The organism is Mesobacillus jeotgali (genome assembly GCF_014856545.2).
Taxonomy (GTDB): domain Bacteria; phylum Bacillota; class Bacilli; order Bacillales; family Cytobacillaceae; genus Mesobacillus.
Map to the genome: position 1 here is coordinate 4,361,918 of NZ_CP109811.1, position 21,753 is coordinate 4,383,670.

At 42.1% G+C, this 21,753-nt stretch carries 19 protein-coding genes; 8 read left to right on the forward strand and 11 right to left on the reverse strand.

The window, feature by feature from the left end; translation table 11 throughout:
* Positions 1–40: 40 nt before the first annotated feature.
* From FOF60_RS22240 to FOF60_RS22250, 3 genes are all read left to right on the forward strand, one after another.
* The gene (locus FOF60_RS22240; RefSeq protein WP_192471061.1) at positions 41–1,348 is read left to right on the forward strand and encodes an extracellular solute-binding protein; all 1,308 of its coding nucleotides are present in this window, start codon (positions 41–43) and stop codon (positions 1,346–1,348) included.
* Positions 1,349–1,423: 75 nt separating this feature from the next.
* A complete protein-coding gene (locus FOF60_RS22245; RefSeq protein WP_192471023.1) occupies positions 1,424–2,302 on the forward strand; it encodes a carbohydrate ABC transporter permease in 879 nt (292 codons plus the stop codon).
* 14 nt (positions 2,303–2,316) lie between these two features.
* Positions 2,317–3,210: a carbohydrate ABC transporter permease gene (locus FOF60_RS22250; protein ID WP_192471022.1), complete on the forward strand. Its 894-nt coding sequence runs from the start codon at positions 2,317–2,319 to the stop codon at positions 3,208–3,210.
* A 421-nt stretch (positions 3,211–3,631) separates the two neighbouring features.
* Here FOF60_RS22250 and FOF60_RS22255 read toward each other — a convergent pair whose 3' ends face one another.
* From FOF60_RS22255 to xylA, 5 genes are all read right to left on the reverse strand, one after another.
* Complete coding sequence (locus FOF60_RS22255) at positions 3,632–4,255, reverse strand: YesL family protein (RefSeq protein WP_192471021.1); 624 nt, start codon at positions 4,253–4,255, stop codon at positions 3,632–3,634.
* Positions 4,256–4,648: 393 nt separating this feature from the next.
* A complete protein-coding gene (locus FOF60_RS22260; RefSeq protein WP_192471020.1) occupies positions 4,649–5,632 on the reverse strand; it encodes an aldo/keto reductase in 984 nt (327 codons plus the stop codon).
* 12 nt (positions 5,633–5,644) lie between these two features.
* Positions 5,645–6,679 carry an aldose epimerase family protein gene (locus tag FOF60_RS22265; protein ID WP_192471019.1) on the reverse strand — a complete coding sequence of 345 codons (1,035 nt, stop codon included), beginning with the start codon at positions 6,677–6,679 and terminating at the stop codon, positions 5,645–5,647.
* Positions 6,680–6,731: 52 nt separating this feature from the next.
* Positions 6,732–8,231 carry a xylulokinase gene (gene xylB / locus FOF60_RS22270; RefSeq protein ID WP_192471018.1) on the reverse strand — a complete coding sequence of 500 codons (1,500 nt, stop codon included), beginning with the start codon at positions 8,229–8,231 and terminating at the stop codon, positions 6,732–6,734.
* A gap of 120 nt (positions 8,232–8,351) precedes the next feature.
* On the reverse strand, positions 8,352–9,668 hold the full coding sequence (xylA, locus tag FOF60_RS22275) for a xylose isomerase (protein WP_192471017.1): 1,317 nt from the start codon (positions 9,666–9,668) through the stop codon (positions 8,352–8,354).
* Between the two features lie 316 nt (positions 9,669–9,984).
* Between xylA and FOF60_RS22280 the strand changes: the two genes are divergently transcribed.
* Positions 9,985–11,139 (forward strand): ROK family transcriptional regulator, encoded by a 1,155-nt coding sequence (locus FOF60_RS22280; protein ID WP_192471016.1) that lies wholly within the window; start codon positions 9,985–9,987, stop codon positions 11,137–11,139.
* 47 nt (positions 11,140–11,186) lie between these two features.
* On the opposite strand, the gene FOF60_RS22285 is transcribed toward FOF60_RS22280, so the two are convergent.
* Both FOF60_RS22285 and FOF60_RS22290 read right to left on the reverse strand, forming a co-directional pair.
* Positions 11,187–12,170 (reverse strand): glycoside hydrolase family 43 protein, encoded by a 984-nt coding sequence (locus tag FOF60_RS22285; RefSeq protein WP_264647611.1) that lies wholly within the window; start codon positions 12,168–12,170, stop codon positions 11,187–11,189.
* A 162-nt stretch (positions 12,171–12,332) separates the two neighbouring features.
* A complete protein-coding gene (locus FOF60_RS22290) occupies positions 12,333–13,322 on the reverse strand; it encodes a Gfo/Idh/MocA family protein (RefSeq protein ID WP_192471015.1) in 990 nt (329 codons plus the stop codon).
* Positions 13,323–13,740: 418 nt separating this feature from the next.
* On the opposite strand from FOF60_RS22290, the gene FOF60_RS22295 reads away from it, so the two are divergent.
* On the forward strand, positions 13,741–14,952 hold the full coding sequence (locus FOF60_RS22295; RefSeq protein WP_192471014.1) for a M14 family zinc carboxypeptidase: 1,212 nt from the start codon (positions 13,741–13,743) through the stop codon (positions 14,950–14,952).
* Between the two features lie 48 nt (positions 14,953–15,000).
* On the opposite strand, the gene FOF60_RS22300 is transcribed toward FOF60_RS22295, so the two are convergent.
* Positions 15,001–15,447, reverse strand: coding sequence for a VanZ family protein (locus tag FOF60_RS22300; protein ID WP_225649993.1), 447 nt, complete (start codon positions 15,445–15,447; stop codon positions 15,001–15,003).
* Between the two features lie 280 nt (positions 15,448–15,727).
* Here FOF60_RS22300 and FOF60_RS22305 point away from each other — a divergent pair, with 280 nt between their 5' ends.
* Positions 15,728–16,393: a hypothetical protein gene (locus FOF60_RS22305; protein ID WP_192471012.1), complete on the forward strand. Its 666-nt coding sequence runs from the start codon at positions 15,728–15,730 to the stop codon at positions 16,391–16,393.
* A gap of 62 nt (positions 16,394–16,455) precedes the next feature.
* Here FOF60_RS22305 and FOF60_RS22310 read toward each other — a convergent pair whose 3' ends face one another.
* A complete protein-coding gene (locus tag FOF60_RS22310) occupies positions 16,456–17,178 on the reverse strand; it encodes a GDSL-type esterase/lipase family protein (protein WP_192471011.1) in 723 nt (240 codons plus the stop codon).
* Positions 17,179–17,482: 304 nt separating this feature from the next.
* On the opposite strand from FOF60_RS22310, the gene FOF60_RS22315 reads away from it, so the two are divergent.
* Together FOF60_RS22315 and FOF60_RS22320 are read left to right on the forward strand one after the other, a co-directional pair.
* The gene (locus tag FOF60_RS22315) at positions 17,483–17,995 is read left to right on the forward strand and encodes a hypothetical protein (RefSeq protein ID WP_192471010.1); all 513 of its coding nucleotides are present in this window, start codon (positions 17,483–17,485) and stop codon (positions 17,993–17,995) included.
* A 78-nt stretch (positions 17,996–18,073) separates the two neighbouring features.
* Entirely contained in the window at positions 18,074–19,009 is a 936-nt protein-coding gene (locus FOF60_RS22320; protein WP_192471009.1) for a polyisoprenyl-teichoic acid--peptidoglycan teichoic acid transferase TagU, read from the forward strand.
* 185 nt (positions 19,010–19,194) lie between these two features.
* Here the strand turns inward: FOF60_RS22320 and FOF60_RS22325 are convergent, their stop codons facing one another.
* Positions 19,195–20,796 carry an extracellular solute-binding protein gene (locus FOF60_RS22325; RefSeq protein WP_225649980.1) on the reverse strand — a complete coding sequence of 534 codons (1,602 nt, stop codon included), beginning with the start codon at positions 20,794–20,796 and terminating at the stop codon, positions 19,195–19,197.
* A gap of 66 nt (positions 20,797–20,862) precedes the next feature.
* The gene (locus tag FOF60_RS22330) at positions 20,863–21,735 is read right to left on the reverse strand and encodes a carbohydrate ABC transporter permease (RefSeq protein ID WP_192471008.1); all 873 of its coding nucleotides are present in this window, start codon (positions 21,733–21,735) and stop codon (positions 20,863–20,865) included.
* Positions 21,736–21,753: the final 18 nt, after the last annotated feature.

Below are 21,753 nucleotides of genomic sequence, written 5' to 3' on the forward strand. Positions count from 1 at the left end.
AAGGCATAGACAAACAAACAATTGAGGGGGTTTTGGATTGATGAAAAAGAAAGCGTTTTCCTCTGTGATGACCTTGGCATTGGCAGGCGGACTGATTTTGGGAGGCTGTTCTTCCTCTACTGGTTCCTCAGGCGATGAGAAGGCGTCCAGCGGAGATAAAACTGTCGTGAAAATGATGCATCTATGGCCAGAAGGAAGTTCAAATGCACAATACACTATTGTGGATGACATTATCAATGCATATGAAAAGGAACATCCTGATGTAGACATCCAGACCGAAATTCTAGGCAATGAGCAGTACAAGGAGAAAATCAAAGTATTATCTGCTTCAAATGAACTGCCGGATGTTGGGATCACCTGGGCTGCTGGATATATGAAGCCTTTCGTTGATGGAAAGATGTTTGCTCCATTAGATGACATTGCTAAAGAAGACAATTTCGTTGCTGGTACGCTTGATGCTTTCTCAGTTGACGAAAAGCCATATGCTGTACCTCTTGAATTGAACATCACCCCGGTATATTACAATAAAGAAATTTTTGAGAAATATAATTTAGAAGCTCCAAAGACATATGATGAATTCCTGAATGTCGTTGAAACACTTGCTGATAACAAGGTTACTCCGATCACTCTAGGAAACAAAGACCGCTGGACTGGATCCATGTGGTATATGTACCTTGCTGACCGCATTGGCGGACCTGAAGCTTTGAACAATGCAATCAACCGTTCTGGAAGCTTTGAAGATCCAGCTCTTGTCCAGGCAGCTGAAGAAATTGAAAAGCTTGTTAAGATGAATGCATTCGTCAAAGGCTACAACGGTCTTTCCAATGATGAAGCAAAAGGTTACTTTATGAATGAACAAGCTGCTATGTACATGATGGCGACATGGGAGCTTCCAAACTATACAACAACTCCTGATGTATCCCAGGAATTCAAGGACAAAGTTGGTTACTTCAAGTTCCCTACCTATGAAGGCGGAAAAGGCGATATTGACAGCTATGTAGGCGGACCTGGTGTAGGACTGTTCGTATCCGAACAATCAAAGGTTAAAGACGAAGCGAAAGAATTTGTCTCCTACCTGGTAGAAGAATGGGGCAAGCGTTCCGTTGTTGACGCTGGAGTCATTCCGGCTACAGTCGTTGATACATCCAATGGCGAGCTTCACCCAATGTACATTGACATCCTGAATGACTTAGGAAACGCAACGAACCTGACTCTATATGCAGATGTTCAGATGTCTGCCAGCGTAGCAGATGTTCACTTGAACCAGATTCAAGCATTATTCGGCGGACAAACAACTCCTGAAAAGTTTGCAAAAACGCAAGAAGAAGCACTCGCTGCTGAGAAATAATACTTGCTTAGAAAGAGGGCATATTGCTGATGAATATGCCCTCTTCTTTATAGGAAAGGAAGGCGGCTAACCAACATGAAAAATGTTATGTCGAATAAATACGTAATCGCCCTTTATACGCTTCCAGCATTACTTCTCATCCTTACCCTTATCTATATTCCCATCGCTTTATCAGGCTATTACGGTTTAATGGACTGGGACGGAATCGGTGAGATGACGTTTATTGGGCTGGATAACTATATCACCCTCGTTCAGGATAAAATGTTCTGGACAAGTACCTATCATTCTTTTCTTTTAGCTATTTTTTCAACGGCAAGCTTGCTGCTGTACCTGGTCATTTCCCTGGTTTTAGCCAGTAAAATCAAAGGTTCGGATCTATTAAGGAAAATTTATTTAATTCCAATGCTATTATCCTCTGTTGCCATTGCCCAGCTCTGGATGAAGATTTTCGATCCAACGAACGGAATGGCAAATAAATTACTTGAGATGTTTGGTGTGGAAAATACACCCATATGGCTGGCAGATCCAGAAATCGCGTTATACGCAATTTTCATTCCAATTATCTGGCAGTTTGCAGGGTTCTATATTCTGATTTATTATGCAGCATTGAAGAATGTCCCGGACGAAATCATTGAAGCGGCAAAAATTGATGGAGCAAGCTCATTCCAGATTGCCTATAAGATCAAACTGCCCCTGATTTCTGGAATTTTTAAAGTGACAATCATGCTTGCAGTAGTTGGTTCACTGAAATATTTTGACTTGATTTATGTTATGACAGGCGGAGGGCCGAACGGGGCCAGTGAAGTAATGGCTTCTTATATGTATAAAGAAGCATTTAAATTGAATAATTTCGGTTATGGAAGTGCCATCGGTTTTGGACTACTAGTCATCGCACTCTTCATGACCTGGTTAATTTCGAAACTAACGAAATCTAAAGACGATGTTCAATTTTAAGGGAGTGAAACATAATGAGCGAGGTTAGCACACAACCAGCAGCAACGACCCTTTCCGCACCCCAAAAAACAAAGAAATCTTACTTGAACAAAATCGGATTTGGATTTCTTTATCTAATATTAGGGTTATTTGCTGTCATTCAAATTTACCCATTAGTATGGCTGTTGTTCTTTTCATTAAAAACCAATCAGGAAGTATTCGGCATGTCACCTTTCTCGCTGCCTCAAGATCCGCAATGGGGCAACTACACAAAGGCCTGGACTTCAGGCAATATTGGTGTCTACTTCTTCAATAGCGTATGGATCACCGTTTTATCTGTTGCTTTGACGATCATCCTGGCCAGTTTCGTGACATTTGCGGTGACACGAATGAGCTGGAAGCTTAGCGGCCTTGTTCTTGGACTATTCCTGGTCGCTTATATGATTCCATTGCATTCGACCATCATCCCTTTGTTCAATATGTACAACAACGCTAACTTAATTGACAGCCCTGTATCGATTGTCTTATCGTATACGGCATTCAATTTGCCTTTGACGATTATGATTCTATTAGGTTTTTATCGAACATTCCCGCGGGAGATTGAAGAAGCTGCGGTCATGGACGGATGCTCGATCCACAGGATTTTCTTCCAGATTACCCTGCCGATGACCGTACCTGTTCTATCAACAACCGCCATCATCAATATGATCTACAACTGGAATGAGTTCGTGTTTGTGAACACCTTCATCAGTTCAGATAACTGGAAGACACTGACGGTTGGGATCAATAACTTCGTAGGACAATATTTAACAGACTGGGGAGCGATTGGAGCAACTCTAGTAATCAGTATAGTACCAATTCTGCTAGCTTTCTTGTTCTTAAGTGACAAGATTGTTGAGGGGATGGCAGCTGGGTCTGTTAAGGGGTGATTTTGAGCTTCAAATAGATTCTTAATTAAAAAAATAAAGACTGTAGACACACCTCGATGAACTTGAGCTTGTCTACAGTCTTTATTTTTGACTGAGGTGAAATGGGGCTGTTGATTTCCGTTCCAGGCGCTTCGCTTTCCGCGGGGCGGGCGGTGAGCCTCCTCGGCGCTACTAGCGCCTGTGGGGTCTCACCTTCCCGCTGATCCCGCAGGAGTCTACGCGCCTTCCACTGCAATCAACAGGACTTCATAACTTTTTTTGGAGCAGTACTGAAAGCTCACTATAAAATAGACTTATATAGTGCATGACCAAAAATCCTGTTCCCTCACTTTTCATTGCCAGAGCAATAACTAAACCCAATGAGATTGTTCACAAACATTCAGCAAACAGTCCCATCGGGTCCTTTTCATGATTAATATTTTTACTCAGATATACTTCTTTTCCTGTCCATCTTGCCGAAAACGAGATAGGCTGCGGACATGATGATGGCTGCTATGAGGCTGCCGCCGAAGAAGAAGCCTAATGCAGGAATGAATCTTATCACGAATAGCACTGCGGCGATGCCTGCGATCATCACTATGTTTTCAATCGGGCTGATGAGCATCATCAGGAAAGAATTTTTAACGATCTGGAACCACTTCAATTCAAAGTGTACATATACCGGGAATAGATAGAGTATAGTCATGATTGCAGCGAACATAAACAAGTAGATGGGAATTTGAATGACACTTGTAAAGCCGGTTCCTGACTTTTCTACGAAAACTAGGTTAAAAACAATAAGCCCAACGAATACAGCCACGAGCACTCCTAATCCATTGCTGCGGAAAAACTCTGATTTCCAGGTTGTCCAAAAGGTCCGAAAAATCGGGATTTCCGTTTCCCCTTTCAGCCATTTGCGAATTATTGTGAACATCGCAATCGTCGCCGGAAAAAAACCCAGGACAATGAGCCCTGCCAGTGAGAACCCAATCCATAATAGATTTATATAGGCAAACTTCGTAATCCATTCCGTAGCTGCAAAAGCCCGGTTTGCCAATGTATTCATCCAATCCCTCCAACTAAAACCCTTAACATGTAATCCATTTATATATTTCTTATCAGCATACCAACTTAATAAATGAAGGCTAAAACTAGTGTTTTTATACGGATTAGCCCCTTGGTAATATTATAAATCAGTTTGTTGAAGCGTCCATCTCCTAAATTTAAAAAAGAAAGCACAAAGTAATATTTGTGCTCCGATCGCTCATTCCAGAAGCCCTTCTAACCTTTGATTCATCTAGAAGGATATTGTTCGGACTCTTAGATACCCTTATGTGACACTTTTCCTTTACATAAGGGTACCGTTCACACTCATCAAGATACTTATGCAGCACTTTTCCTCCACATAAGGGTACCGTTCGACTGGGTGCTCTGATGATTTCATACTTAAAAATTTCGATCAGTATGGCCCTCTGATAAATTCCTTTACATTCTCCTGATAAAAACGCTGAATTGTCTGCAGTTCTTCTTCAGTGAATGGCTTTGTTTCCAATGTTCCAAGGTTATCCTTTACTTGATCAATGTTTTTAAATCCAGGTATGATGCAGGTAATCTCATTTTGGTCGAGAATCCAGCGCAGTGCTGCGCTCGCCATCGATTGGCGTCCTTCCACAATCCACTTTAGCTGGTCGGCCAGTTCAACACCCTTCTTGAACCCAAGGCCGGCAAATGTTTCTCCGACATTAAATGCCTCTCCATTTTCATTGAAGCGGCGGTGGTCATCCTCTTCAAACACATGCCCTGACGTAAATTTACCAGTCAGCAGCCCGCTTGCAAGCGGCAGTCTTACCAGCAGTCCTACTCCTTTTTGATAGGCTTGAGGGATTAATGTTTCCAGCGGCTTCTGGCGGAACATATTAAAAATGATTTGCAGGCTTTTTACATTTGGGTTTTCGAGGCTGATCAGCCCTTCTTCCACCGTTTCGACACTGACTCCATAGTGACGGATTTTCCCTTCTGCTTGGAGACGGTCGAGCACTTCAAACACACTTCCATCCTTCAAAATCTCAGTAGCCGGGCAATGGATTTGATACAAATCAATCGCTTCCCTGTTCAAACGGCGAAGACTATCTTCACAATAAGACCTGACTGTTTCATAGCTGTAATTCTTCGGATCAAATATATCACCCTGGCGGCAGAACTTTGTTGCGATATGAATCTGGTCTTCCTTGCCTTTGGTGGCCTTCGCTAACAACTCTTCACTATGGCCGTCACCATAAACATCGGCAGTATCGAAAAAATTGACACCCTGGTCAATCGCGTACTCCAGAGATCTTAATGCTTCTTCATCATTAGTCTTGCCCCATGACCCGCCTATTGCCCATGTCCCAAAGCTCACTTCACTGATCTTGATCCCGGTATTTCCTAATTCACGGTAATTCATTTCATCATCTCCTTATTCCAATCCAAATTTATACTTTGTGATAGACGAGTACATCTCCCCTTTGTCCAGAATCATCGATGGAAAATGTGGGTGATGAATGCTATCAGGAAAGGCTTGTGTTTCCAGACAGATTCCCAAATATTTTCTGCATGGAACACCCCTGAATTCCCCTTCCGCCTTTAGAGAATTACCTGAGTACACGACAACAGCAGGTTGATCTGTTTCAACCGTCAGGGTGCGTCCGCTTTCAAGGTCCTTCAGAACAATTTCATGATCGTGATTCGCATCTAATATAAATGGATGGTCATATCCATGTCCTACGAGAACATTTTGTGCTTGATCCGATTCAGCGCCACTTTTTACAGTACCACCTTTTGTAAAATCAAATGGCGTATCTTTGACATCCAATATACTGCCGGTCGGCAGGAACTCCTCATCCAGCTCAAGTAAACGCGAACTTTTCAGTTGTAAGGTATGATTTAAAACATCCCGTTTCAAGTTGCCGCTCAAGTTAAAATAAGAGTGGTTGGTGACAGTAAGCAGCGTTTTTTGATCCGTTTGCGCCCGGTACTGGATCGATAATTCATTGTCGTTGTTCAGTCTATAAGTTACTTCTATGTATAAATTTCCAGGATAGCCTTCCTCGCCGTCCCTGCTTAAATAGGAAAACAGAACACCGTCGTCAATGACTTTTGCATCCCATACCACCTTGTCAAAACCTTTCAATCCGCCATGGAGATGGTTGGTGTTATCGTTTTGGGCCAGAGTAAAATTCTTACCATCCAGTTCAAAACTGCCGCCTTTGAGTCGTCCTGCCACCCTTCCGACAACAGCACCGAGGAAGTAAGGGTCGTTCAAATAATCATCAAGTGAGTCATGGCCGAGAACAATATTTTCAAATTTCCCATCTCGATCGGGAACAATCATTTTCGTGATAATACAGCCGTAATTAATGGCCGTCACTTCCATGCCATGGTCATTTCTCAAAGTAAAGGAATGCACAGGCTGGCTGCCAATCTGGCCAAATTTCTCTTTCAATACTTCCATGCAGATCCTCCTCTCTTTTAAAAGAAAGCCCCACATGAAGTGGGATTCAAATTTATCTCCTGAATTCTTTTAACTGGTCATTAAGCGTTCTAGTCTGTGTGTATACATCCTGATAGATGGAAAAGAGCTTCTTATATTGTTCAACATTTTCAGGAATTGGCTCATAGGTTTTAGACACTTGAATGAATGCTTTTGCGCAATCCTTCAGTGATGGGAACCAGCCGCAGCCATATGCAGCAAGCATCGCCGCTCCCATTCCAGGTCCCTGTTCACTAGCCAGCTTTTCAATTTTCGCATTGAAAATGTCTGCCTGCATTTGCAGCCATGTCTCATTTTTGGCTCCGCCGCCGATGGAGATGATAGAATCAATGGTCTTTCCGCTGCTTCTAAAAATTTCAATGGATTCATTCAGGGAGAATGTGATTCCCTCTAGCACTGCCCGTGCAAAGTGCTTGCGCTCGTGTGAAGCATCGATGCTAATAAAGCTGCCGCGAATGGCTGAATCAGCATGCGGCGTTCTCTCCCCGACGATATAAGGAGTAAACAACAGCCCGTTGCTGCCGGCTGGCACTTCACTCACTCCTTCTAAGAACTGGTCAAAAGCCTCCTGTTTCGCAAAGGTATCCTTAAACCAGCTTAAACTGTAACCTGCTGCCAGCGTTACGCCCATCGTGTAATAAGCATTCTCTTCACCATGGTTAAAATAATGAACCTTTCCGGCAAAATCGAGGTCATTTCTTTCTTCATAAGATAGAACAACACCAGAGGTTCCAATGCTGCATAAGCTTTTTCCTTCCGATAAAATCCCGGAGCCAATCGCACCACATGCATTGTCTGCACCGCCAGCGAACACTTTTGTTCCTTCCGTTAATCGGGTTGCCTTCGCAAATTCAGGTGAAATGGTGCCAACGAATTCATGGGATTCCACCAATGGCGGACAGAACTCAGGAGAGAGACCAAATGCCTCGAGGATTTCCTGGCTCCATTGACGCTCAGCCACGTTCAACAACAAAGTCCCGGCTGCATCCGAGTATTCCATCTGAATCTCCCCGGTAATACGATAGCGCAAATAATCCTTAGGCAACAAAAAAGTGTTGGCACGTTCAAATACTTGCGGCTCATTTTCTTTTACCCAGAGGATCTTTGGCAAGGTGAATCCTTCCAATGCAGGATTCTTCGTTACCTCTATCAGCCTCTCCTTGCCAACAACACTGTAAATCTCCTCACATTGCTGCGTTGTTCTTGTATCATTCCATAAAATCGCATTCCTTAATACCTGATGGTTTTCGTCCAATAAAACAAGCCCGTGCATTTGCCCGGAAAAACTGATGCCTTCAATATCAGCGGCATCACCATCAAATTGCCCTAATAGTTCAGCAAGACCCTCAGTGGTTTTTTCAACCCATTCTTCAGGGTTTTGTTCACTGTAACCTGACTTCTCAATGATAAGTGGGTAAGATTTAGAAACTTCCTTACACACTTCTCCATTTTGGTTAACCAGCAGTATTTTAACGGCACTTGTACCAAGGTCCACACCGATGACGTATTTCATCGAGATCCTCCTATTCTATAGAAATGGGGCTGTCTAACAGGGCTGGTCCTCACTGCGAGGATTTACCACTTCGTTATTTAGACAACCCCAATGCTTATGTTTAAATTATACTTTTACGATTTAAAGTGTTTCCAGAAGGTATTGATTGATCACTGCTTTTAAACGTTCTGTTCTGCCAGACTGGTTTTTAATCTCGGTTAACTGAAGAGCATATTCTTCAAGTTCACGGAAGTTTGTTTTACCTTCTGCGATTTTCAGGCCGATACCAGTTGTATAGCTGCTGTAGCGTTCTTCAATGAAACTATCAAGAACCTTATCTTCGATTAATTTGTTTGCTACTTTCAGGCCGATTGCAAATGCATCCATTCCTGCAATGTGTGCGTGGAAAAGATCTTCCGGCTCAAAAGAACCTCTTCTAACTTTAGCATCGAAGTTCAAGCCGCCGCTTCCCAAGCCGCCATTTTTCAGAATTTCATACATTGCCAGTGTATTAGTATACAAATCTGTTGGGAATTCATCTGTATCCCAGCCTAGCAGTGTATCACCCTGGTTCGCATCCACTGAACCAAGCATACCATTGATGCGTGCCGTTCTTAGTTCGTGCTCAAATGTGTGGCCGGCAAGTGTTGCGTGGTTCGCTTCAATATTGAACTTGAAGTAGTCTGTCAGATCATATTTTTGCAAGAATCCTAGACCAGTAGCAACATCAAAGTCGTATTGGTGTTTAGTAGGCTCTTTTGGTTTTGGTTCAATCAGGAATGGTACATTCAAGCCGATCTCTTTTGCATAATCGACTGCCATATGGAAGAAACGTGCCAGGTTGTCCTGCTCAAGCTTCATGTCCGTATTCAGCAGTGTTTCATAGCCTTCACGGCCGCCCCAGAATACATAGTTTTGTGCTCCAAGTTCTTTCGCTACTTCAAGGCCTTTTTTCACCTTCGCTGCAGAATATGCAAAAACATCAGCATTCGGAGCAGTCGCAGCACCATGAGTATATCTCGGATTCGTGAACATATTAGCCGTGTTCCAGAGCAATTTTGTCTTGCTAGTTTTCATATAATCTTTAATCATCGAAACAATTGCGTCCTGGTTTTCGTTTGATTCTTTTAAAGTGCTGCCCTCAGGAGCGATGTCGACATCGTGAAAAGCAAAGAAAGGAACATTCAATTTTTCAAAAAGTTCAAATGCAGCCTCAACACGTGCTTTTGCCAAGTCCATACCATCGAAGCGGTCCCATGAACGGATTGCAGTTCCAACACCAAATGGATCTGTGCCATCAGCTGTGAATGTATGCCAGTAAGCAACTGAAAAACGAAGAAGTTCCTCCATTGTTTTTCCATTGATTCTTTCTTCCGGATTATAATATTTAAATGCAAAAGGGTTGTTGGAGCGTGGACCTTCAAATTGGATTTTGTTCACTGATTCAAAATAAGCCATGCCTTAATTCCTCCCTGATTTGTGTTTAAAAATCATTCATGTAAATGCTTACAAAAATTTGTTTTATCAAATATCTTTTATCCTGTTACAAATCAAATTATAGCATCGCTAACTTAGTTTGTCTATCTGATAAACTAAGATTACAGGAAGAATTTTTGCGATATAATTTAGAAGAAGCTCTGTAATAACCCAGACATCATATATAACCTCAGGTTTGATCAGCCATATTTTTTAGCCTGCTCTCCGAAGTTTGTATGTTTGGCAAACTAAGATTGTGATAAGATAAAATTATTATTGAATAAGGAGCTATAAATAAGTGGGAACCTTAACGTGGAATCAGCATGTTGTAAAGAAAAATAACAAAGCACTTGTCCTGAGTTTGATCATTGAAAAAGAGACGATATCCAGAGCTGATATTGCCAATGTAACAGGTTTGAATAAGACGACTGTTTCTTCTTTAGTCACTGAATTACTAGAGGATGAACTGATTTACGAATCCGGACCGGGGATCTCAAGCGGTGGCCGGCGACCGGTCATCCTCCATTTCAACAGGAATACTGGCTACGCCATCGGTGTTGATATCGGCGTTAACTATGTCCTTGCAGTGTTAACCGATTTAAAAGGGAAGATTATCGTTGAGAAAAGCCAAAATGTGAACCGGACCTCCTATTCTTCCATTATCAGCACTGTCCAAACCATGATTCAATCCCTGATGGATGAGATGCCTAACAGCAGATATGGCATTGTCGGAATTGGAGTAGGTGTCCCTGGAATTGTGAACAAAGAGGGATCAGTCTTGCTTGCTCCAAATTTAGGATGGACTAACATTCAATTAAAAGAGGACCTGGAAAGAATCTTTAACGTGCCAATCATCATCGAAAATGAAGCAAATGCCGGAGCTGTAGGCGAGCAGCAATTTGGCGCAGGCCAGGACTATCAAAACATCCTTTATGTCAGTGCCGGAATCGGTATTGGCGTAGGAATTATTTTAAACACAGAGCTGTACCAGGGGAAAAGCGGATTTTCGGGCGAAATGGGCCATATGATTATTGAATTGAACGGAAAACGCTGTAATTGCGGCAGCAGAGGGTGCTGGGAAGCCTACGCCTCTGAAAACGCCCTTCTGGAAATGGCCGGAGAAAATATTGACTCATTGGAGTCCTTGATTGAGCATGCTAAAAACGGAGAGAAATCAGCAATCGAGCTTTTTGAAAAGATTGGACAGTACTTAGGGTTCGGGATTAATAACATCATTAATACCTTCAATCCCGACCAGGTGATTATTGGAAACCGGTTGGCATTGATCAGAGAGTGGATTGAGGAGCCAATCCTTACGACGATTGAAAATCACACACTTGCCTACCATCAAAAGGAGATGCAATTACAGTTTTCAAAGCTTGGAAAATATTCAACTGCCCTGGGTGTTTCTGCTTTTGTCGTTGACCATTTTATAAAAGCTGGAGAAGCATAAAACAACCCCCGATTCAGCCTCTGAATCGGGGGTTTCTCTGTACAAGTTTATCGGTCAGCATAAGGGTCGATCGTCTGGATCGTTCCATCTTCATTATATTTTAGTTCCGTGAATTTAACAGAACGTTTATGGTTTACTCCGCCAGACATCGAGCAGTCATGATAGAACAAATACCACTTATCTTTGAATTCAACAATTGAATGGTGAGTTGTCCAGCCGCTGACAGGTGTAAGGATCGTGCCTTTATATACAAAAGGCCCTTGTGGATTCTCGCTGACAGCGTAAACAATTTTATGAGTCGTGCCGGTAGAATAAGAAAGATAGTAAAGACCGTTGTACTTATGGATCCATGGTCCCTCAAAATATCTTCGGTCCTCATCACCTGCGAGAATCGGATTGCCATCTTCGTCGACAATGGAGATTTCCTGCGGCTCGCCTTTGAAGTTCAGCATATCATCCGTCAACTCAGCAACGATTGGCCCCAAAGCAGGTGCTGTCGGCGCTGGACCCTCAGCATCAGCAATGAACTCTCCTGTCTGCCACTTTTCAAGCTGCCCTCCCCATAGGCCGCCAAAATAAACATAAGCTTTGTCATCTTCATCCACAAACACCGCCGGGTCAATGCTGAAGCTGCCAGGAATATAATTCGGCTCAGGTTTGAAAGGCCCTGCAGGACTTTCACTCGTCGCCACACCAATTCTGAAAATCCCCTCTTGGTCTCGCGCCGGGAAAAATAAATAATATGTGTTGTTTTTATAAGCAGCATCTGGAGCCCATAGCTGCTTGCTTGCCCAAGGGATATCTCTTAGATGAAGCACTTCTCCATGGTCAATACATGGAGCATCCGCATCTTCCATCGAAAGGACGTGGTAATCCTCCATTTTATACTGGTCCCCATTATCATTAGAAGGCTCATCATGATCAAGGTCATGCGAAGGATAAATATAAAGCTTCCCTTCAAAAACATGCGCGGAAGGATCTGCCGTAAAAATATGCGTAACTAAAGGTTCATTCTGCTTAGAGTTTTTCACACTGATAACCTCCATGTTCATATTATGATCTACTCAAATTATAAACGAAGTTCATCTACTTTGTATACCGATTAAACTAACTTAATTTACGAGGGGACACAGGGACGGTTTTCCTATCCAAAAATTGAAAGATATTTCTCGTTTTTGCCTGGCTATCCGATCTTATATACTTACTTCCTCTTTCTTTTTTAAAGATGAATAACAAGCATCAATGACACGCATATTTGCAATGGTCTTTTCTGCTGAATAGATCAGGGGTTTCTTTTCAAGAATCGTTTCGGAAAGATGATCTATCTCGTATAAATAGATATCTCCATCAACCTGTTCAGTTCTTTGCTGGCCGTCAGATTCAACTATAACCAACCCAACACCACCCTCTACATCCGGACGGAAAGCTCTGGGTACCAGAATCCTCCCCTTCGTGCCCACTACCTCATACTCATGTCTGAAGCTTGCTTCAAAACTGCAATCAAAAACACCCTGAATACCATGGTCAAATTCCAGATAGGCCACCGCCGAAACATCTACACCTGTCTCCGGATCGAGTTTACCATGTGCATGGACTTTCACAGGATCAGCTCCTAAAATAAACCGCATGCTATGGATGCAATAGCTGCCCACATCATAAATACTGCCCCCGCCCAAGCTTTTATCCATGCGAATATTCGTATCACCGTCCTCCATGTAATAGGAGAAGCTGCTTCGCATCAGTTTGACCTCACCAATTTCTCCAGACGCGATGATCTCCTTAACACGCTCATGCTGAGGATGAAATTGATACATAAAAGCTTCCATGAATAAGACATTTTGCTCCTTGCAGTACCTGTCCATTTCAATCACTTCCTCAGCTGTTAAAGCTGCCGGTTTTTCACATAGAATGTGCTTCCCATGTTTGGCTGCTTTGAGGACCCATTTTCGATGGAGACTGTTAGGCAGAGGAATATAGACAGCATCGATGCTTGGGTCTAGCAGAAGCTCTTCATATGTATCATATACTCTTGGAAAATTCAGCTTCGCGGCCACCTCTGCCGCTTTGCCGCTAGAACTGGCAATCGCCGCAACCTCTGCCATAGCCGACCTTTGAATCGCAGGAATGACTTGTGTTTGAGCAATATTCGCCGTACTTAAAATTCCCCATTGGATTTTTTTCATTAGCTTTCCTCCTATCAGTTCAGGATTAAGAAATTGTTGCGGAGCTTATAAAAAAGAGATGAGGGTTTCAAATTATAGTTAACCACCCTAATCTTAACAACCACTATTTTTTTTGTCTATCCGGTTGACTAAGTTAAATCCAACACTTCACCGCATCACCGCACCGGGGGTCAGACCCCCGGTGCGGTGATGCGGTGAAGCAAGTTTGTTGCTCTACCCCAAGAATTCAGGAAAATGGATATACCCCTCTACTCTATTGTTTCTAAATCAAAACTACTAATCTTCCAAGGCACTCTAGTCCCTTTCTCTCATTTATTTCGTAAATCGAAATATTCGACAAATTACAGCACCAATTCTCTATTAACCCTATTAAAATAGCTAGGAAATTACTTTTACTAGTTAAAGGAGCGATGTGTCGATGAAGAAGAACAAAGTAATCACCGGACTAAGTGTTTTGGCATTATGCACTGCCCTTGCTACGCCAACACTGGCAACCAACTCGCCAAATGGGAAACTCTACAACGAAAATCAGGTTTATTCAGTCAATGGATTTACCGATTATGCTGAAATGGTCAAAAGACTGCAGCAAATCGAAGCGAATAGCCAGGGAAAAGTCGCTTTGGAGGTTGTCGGCCAATCAAACCAGGGAAGGGATATTTACCAGGCAAGAGTCGGGACTGGCGAAAAAGTTGTCCTGATTGAAAGCGAGATCCATGGCAATGAGAGCACTGGAACAGAGGCGCTGCTTAGCATGCTTCAATACCTGGGATCTAGCAATTCACCTGAAGCTCAAAAAATCCGCGAGGAAATCACTCTCGTCACTTTGCCAAAAATGAACCCTGATGCATCCGAGCTGGACCGCCGCGGCAATGATATGTCATGGGAAGAGGTCGTCGAGGATTTCCCTCAGCTTGCAGATGCAGCGTCTCCTGCCTGGAATTACTATAACAACCGTATCATCCAGGACAGGGACTACAATGGCCGTCCTGGGTTTGACGTAAACCGGGACTTCAACCCTGACCTTAATTATGTACCAAAGGCAGAAGATTTCCCTGGCACATCAAGTCAAGCTGGCTGGTACATCACGCCTGAATCACAAACCGTGCGCGATGTTTACAAAAAGCTCCAAGCAGAGTTCGGTAAAGTAGATGTCTTCATTGACCTCCACCACCAGGGCCAATATTATGTTGAAGGAACCGACGACCTTGTCACTATGTCTCTTTCAGCAGACTTTGTTCCGGATCCGAGCACTGAAGAAGGCGCTAAATACGCTGAGTACAAGGACAACTATAATTTCGAGTTTTCCAAGCAACTGAATCTTGCCGCCTATAATGCGCTGCAATCTCTTGGTGAAAACTCACCTTTCAACAATATCACTCTTTATCAACAAAACCTGGATCTCCCAGGAACAGCACTTGGAAGCTTCGCTTTGAACGGAAGCGGCACAGTCCTTTTCGAAGTAAGAGGCCAATCGCACTCCTTGGGGCAAAAGAAAAAAGGCCAGCTAGTCAAAGCCGTCGAAACCGGACTATATGGGATTATCAACGGAGTGGTTGATGGTTCAGTAGAGACGCTGGATGCGGATGAATATGATAACATCCCGCAAACTGCCTATTCACCAAGTTTATAAGAGAATGAAAAAAGCGGAGGGCTAAGACCTCCGCTTTTTCAATACCTCCTAAAAGCCAATCAACGCCGCCAGGCTCCTGACCCGCTCTTGAATAGACACTTCCATTTTTAAAAATGGCCTTTCGTTTATGTATAGCAATCCTAACAACAGCATCATCAGGAACATTGGATATAGACGAAACACACTTGAAAGAACTCTCCTCTTATTAGCAACCAAATAAGAAAGGCCTAAGATAATACCAATCCCCACACTTACCCCTACCATATTTGCTACTGCGTCCAAAAACTCAGTGCTTCTTCCAGGGTCCAGGAACTGCCGGTACTCCTCAATGATTCCGACCGTCACCAAGGATAACCATACAATCTTCAGCTGTTGTTTAACACCGTCAGGACCCGAGATTATTAAAAGGAATATTCCTATTAACACTGAAACACCTGCAAAACCCAAGAAATGCATGAGCTTATCCAGTCCGAATATCAGTTGAAAATCCAGCAACCCGATCACCTCTTTAACCCCAGCCTAGCCAAAGTGAGCAGGCGATAATCATTGCGGGAACTGAATTAGGAAGCCCTTCTTAAGCCCAAGGCCATCTTCCTGATAGATTGGAAGCCAGGTTTGCAATTCCCCCTCAAAAAAAGATATTATACTTCTCCTGGATCAATACGACAAACTTCAAGTTAGATTGGTAAAGTTCGACAAATTCTTATTGAGTAATACCCCTATAAGGATTAAAATAGAGGTGAGTTTTAGAAAAATTATCCAAAGGATGTTTTAGATGGCAACTCCTGCACAGAAACATTTTAAAAAGGAAATGAATAAGCTTAATCGGGACGGCTTGAATTTTGAACAGGAAAGCATATATTATCCCGTTAATAGAAAAAAGAGAAGTAACAGGCCGTGGTGGACCTACAGTTTTGCCGGAATCATCCTTTTTGCCATCATGTTTTCTACTATTCCAACCAAGATTTACAATGACTTGATCGTTAATAAACACGACAAAATTTTCAACTACCTGGAGGCTCACCGAGAATATACCGAGAAAAGTGACGCTCTTTTAAATCAACATTTAACCGTAACACCATTTCCTTCAGCTGTTGACTTAGCCTCTTTACAGCAAGATAAAACCTCCCTTAACGTCCTTCTGCTGGAAGCTGAGAAGTTAAAGGTCCCTTCCGCATTCAAATCCCATAAACAATCATTCCTGGAGGCTATGGAGAAACGCCTGTTCATCATTACCTATCTTGAAGTACTTAAAAAGACAAATAGCCCTTATAACGGAGAGCTTACACAGCATATAAATGAACTGAATGTAAAAAAGGAATTGGAGAGGTCTAAATTAATGGGGATTTTTGAAACAGAGGACATTGACTACACTGTCGAAGCGGACGGAACGTTTATCTATCACCTTAAAACCTATTATCCTAACAATTACAACCAGTGAGTAAAATACAGATCAAAATTCATGTAAAAAAATGCCTGGCTGTCTAAAGCCAGGCACTCAGACTACTTCAGGTTACCATCAATCGCTTTCCAGAACTCTTTCGCTACTATTTTATAGCCTTCCTCGCTAAGATGTATATCAGCTGGATTAGGAAGGTATTCTTGATAACGTTTTGCAATTATTTTTTCCGTTGGAACAAAAGTGTCACCGTTATCTTCGGAAGCTTTTTCAATCGTTTGATTCAAATTCTCAAGCAATGGCATCAAGGACGCTTGCTGCTTCTCCGGCAAGTGTGGGAATGGATTATAGTAACCCATTACGTAGACATCGACATTTGGATTTAATTCATCTATTGTTTTTAAAATTTGGTTTAAATTGTTCTGCACTCCTACCAAGGCTGCCTGGATTTTCACAAGATCGTTCGATCCCAGCTCCTTCAAAAGATCATTTGCCCCAATGTCCAGCACGATGACTTCCGCATCTTCTATGGATTGTATGACATCCGTGTTTGTCAGCACATCTTTTAATAACTGACTGGAAACATATCCTGAGACACCATGTTTATTTAAATCCCCTTTGAACTGAGATTGTTCAAACCTTGCTTTTAAAAAATCCCCATATCCCGAACCAATTTCACGATATGGAGTCTGTCCTGCAGCCAAAGAATCACCTAGTACCGTTAAATCTACTACCTTTTTTTCCGGCTTTGCAAATGCACCACCAGGTAAGCCTAATAACAATGTCCCCGTCAGCAATACACTGGCAAACTTCTTTGTAAGAATCATAGTATCCCCCTTAAAATCGTTCTTAATAGAGCACAATTTTATTTTATCAGAGAAAAACAATAAAAGATAGAATATTTAGTTAATTTATCTTTCTGCTCAATAGTAGCAATTACCGAGTTTCTTTTTCATACAATTAGGAAGGAAGAAGGACATCTCATGTCTTTCAAGCTTTTAGAAAAGAAACTGACAATATTGCTAACCTATGATAATCTCAATACTTTTTCAACAGACTGTTTTGTGTTTAAAAAATGAGAAACCTTTAGTATTTATTACCGTCTAATTTATTTAGAAAGGGTGATGTACATTGAAAACCATCAAGCTTCCACTTCTATTCACTTTAATTTCATCACTATTATTCGTATATGGCTGCAGTAATGACCCAGAAAACAATCAGCAAAACTTCGATGTAATCACCAGCGAAAAAAACTTGCCTGCGAACATGCAGGAACTGGCATTTGAACGAGAAGAAACGCCGCGTTCTCAATATTTAGTGAGGATGCCAGATAACCAAGCAGACTTTGAAAATTTTTGGAGCTTGTATGGATTTAAAAAACAAGCACCTGAATTAGACTTTAAGGAGAAAAGCGTTTTCTTTATAGGAGTATATGAATCCGGAAGCTGTCCATCCGAGATTGAAAAGGTAGAACTTAATGCGGACAACACTACAATAACCATTGCTCACCCAAACGGTAATTGCACTGCAGATGCAACACCGAGGACATTTGTCATCCAGATAGATAAAGAAGAAGCCAAGAATATAACGAGCTTCATTATTATTGAAGGTGGTACAGAAACAACCGTGCCATTGGAGAACTAGCAATTCCTGGGTAGTGGACAAAGCTCTGCTATCATTTACGAAGTATGTAGTTGTAATTATTTTTCAGGGGGTTAAGGCGTGAGAGCAGATAAACATACAGGAAAGAAAAAAAGAAAATGGCTCCGAATTACTGGTGTCGCATTTCTTTTATTGATGATTGCAATTGGTGCTTACATCTATAATGTATACTCTTCCCTCACAAATGCAGTGGAAACGATGCACCAGCCAATCGATAGGGATCAATCAAGCAAGAGGGAACAGAAAGTCACTATTGAAAGCAAGGAGCCTTTTTCTGTTCTGATGCTGGGGGTTGATGAAAGACCTGGTGATAAGGGACGATCAGATACCATGATTGTGCTGACTGTTAATCCAGAACTCAATTCGACGAAAATGTTGAGTATTCCACGTGATACAAGAACAGAAATTATCGGAAAAGGCTTTGAGGACAAAATCAATCATGCCTATGCATTTGGCGGAGTGGAAATGTCCATCGACACAGTGGAAGAATTCCTTGATATCCCGATAGATTACTATATTCAGGTTAATATGGAAAGCTTCGAAGACATCGTAAATGCCGTCGGCGGAGTTGACGTTCACAATAATTTGGCTTTCTCCGCAGGCGGACATAACTACCCTGAAGGTGAAATCACCCTTGACGGCAAGGAAGCCCTATCCTATGTCAGAATGAGAAAGCAAGACCCGAATAACGATTTCGGCCGCCAGCAAAGACAAAGAGAAGTCATCCAGGGTGTTATAAATAAAGGTGCCAGCTTCAGTTCACTCACTAGATTTGATGATATCTTTGAAGCACTAGGAAAAAACGTCAAAACAAATATGACATTCGAAGAAATGACAGATATCCAACAACATTATAAAAATGCAGGCAAAGACATGCAGCAGCTGCAATTAGACGGAACAGGAACAAAAATCAATAAGATTTATTATCTCATTGTAGAGGAAGAAGAAAGACAAAGAGTTCAAAAAGAGTTGAAGGAACATTTAGAAGTTCAATAGACTGTGAAGGAACGGTAACACTTGAAACCGTTCCTTTGTTTTATCAAAAATCCCATCCAGTTTAGCGCAAATTAGATATTCATTAAAACTAATGGGTTAGTTTCAATTATTTTTCCACAATCGCCTTTATATTTCCATTTAGTATAAAAAGAGAGAGAAAATTTTTCTCTCTCTTCCTTCCTTATTTATTTCCACTGCAAATCTTCGTATCCTTTGTCTTTTATTCCTTGGTTTGTTTCCTTGATGATGGCCGCTCCTCCACGTTGGAGGTATTCGTCAACTAATTTATCCCAGTCAGAGACAGGCCTCTGGCCAGCGATCATCTTGGCTTGTTCATTCATAAGGAACTGCATCAGGTCTGTTCCCTTTTCCTGGTCTGTCTGTGAAATGACTCCGTTTACAGGGTTAATATACATCTCATTTGATTCGAACATATCTTGTAAGGAATTCACCAAGTCCTTCATTTCCGCTAACTTATAATCATCTGCGTAACGAATTTTTGCATCAGAAGGTACGTGCTCCCTGTTATCTAAGAAATAGGTAGATGGAGCAAGGCCATCGGAGGAGAAGTTTGGCACACGGACTGGCTGGTCTCCTTCCATGTTATAGCCTGTTCCTTCTTTACCCCACATCCAGTCGAAATCCTGGTTTTGAGGATTTCTTTCTTCTCTCGGATAGAAAGTTTTCCCTGCATCCACAATCTCAAGTGCTCTGTAAATTTCCCCTTCGTCATCGGCAAGCTTTGCATTAAGAGCAAGGATTCCTGAGTTTCCAGAACCCATCGTGAAACCTTGAGAACCATCAGGAGCTTTGAAAGGTGGAAGAGCTACAAACTTTGCTTCAGGATGGATGGACAATAATCCTGACATATAGTCTTCGCTCATCCCTGAAACGCCGCCGACAAAGATTCCTGCTTTGCCTGAGTAAAATTCATTATTTGTATCTGCCCAGTTCAGAACAGCAAAATCTTTTGTCATCGCACCCTCTTTATAAAGGTTGGCGAAGAACTCAATCAAATCTTTGCGCCCTTCAGAAATCATGCCTGGAATAAAATCACCATCCTCATTCTTATGGTACCAGGCACCAAAATCCCAGTAAGCGCCCATATTGAAGTTCGGGTTGATATTTTCGCCGATAGCAAGGCCATAAGTATCATTTTTACCGTTTTTATCAGGGTCATTTTTTGTAAATGCAACCGCCACGTCTTCTAGCTCTTCATAGCTTGTAGGAACCTCTAATCCGAGATTATCTAGCCAGTCTTTACGGATGATTGGCACGAGCGGATATTCATTTGAATAGCGTGGAATACCATAGATTTTACCGTTCACTTTAAAAGCATCGTAAACGTGTTCTGGTATTTTCGAAAGTGTCGGGTAATGCTTTAGGTAATCATCCAAAGGAAGGAATGCGCCTTCCTTTGCCCACTGATAAAATCTTGTGTCATTTGCCTGGAAACCAACTAAATCTGGCATGCTTCCAGAAGCAACAATAGCTGAAGATTTTTCCGCATAATCACCCTGAGGTATTATTTCAGGCTTGAAGTCAACATTGAATTTCTCATTGATCATATCCAAACCAGGGCTTTTTGCTGGCGGCGGATCACCAAAGCGGAACGTCATCCCGGAAATCTCATACTTTTTGCTGTGGTCAAACGGATCGATGGCACTTTCTTTTTCATCTTTATCCTTCTTATCGGTGTCGCTTTTCGTTTCTTCCGATGTACAGCCAATTAACGACAAGCTAAGAGAAAGACTCAAAAAACTGACTAAAAGATTTTTTCTCCTCAAATTAACCCCTCCAGCTTCTTTTTTATATTCAAATGAAATACTTCCGCAAGCACGCCTCCAAAGTCATCAGCCTTTTACAGAACCCAGCATCACTCCTTTAGCAAAATGTTTTTGCAGAAATGGATAAACAATTAATATTGGAATGGTCGCTAATAGGATAGCTGCCATTTGTACCGTTTCTGGCGGAGGTAATGACTCCATCATTTCATGGGCGCCGAGTGCAGCGTTTGGCTCGTTCACAATGACGATTTGTCTCAGGATGACCTGGATCGGCCATTTTGCAGGGTCATTCAAGTAAAGCACGCCTGTGAAATAACTATTCCAGTGGCCGACCGCGTAGAAGAGCCCAAATGCGGCTAGCGCTGGTTTTGATAATGGTAAAATCACCTTCGTAAAAATCTGAATATCATTCGCACCATCAATGATTGCTGCTTCCTTGAGTTCTTCCGGTATGCCCATAAAAAACTGCCTCATGATAATTAAATTAAATGGGCTGATGGCAACAGGAATGATCAAAGCCCACCATGTATTCAGCAAGCCTGTCGCTTTTACAATCATATAGGTTGGAATCATCCCTGCTGAAAACAGCATCGTAAACAGTACCAGGAAAAGAATCGCTCGCTGCCCATAAACTCCTCTCGTCAATCCGTAAGCCATGGTCGAAGTGAACACCAGGTTGACGAACGTCCCGACCACCGTTATGTAAATCGTGACGAAGATTGACCGGATGAATTGGTCAGATCCAAGGATGAAGGTATAAGCATCGGTCACCCAGTCCTTTGGCCATAAAAGCAGATCATTTTCGAGAAAGTCGCTGAGACTTGAAAATGAAACTGCGAAGATATAAAAGAATGGGAAGATCATTGTTGCAGATATGATTACTAACAAAATAATATTTACGCCATCAAAAACTTTCTCTCCGGCTGAAGTTTTATACATCACTATCCCCTCCCATGC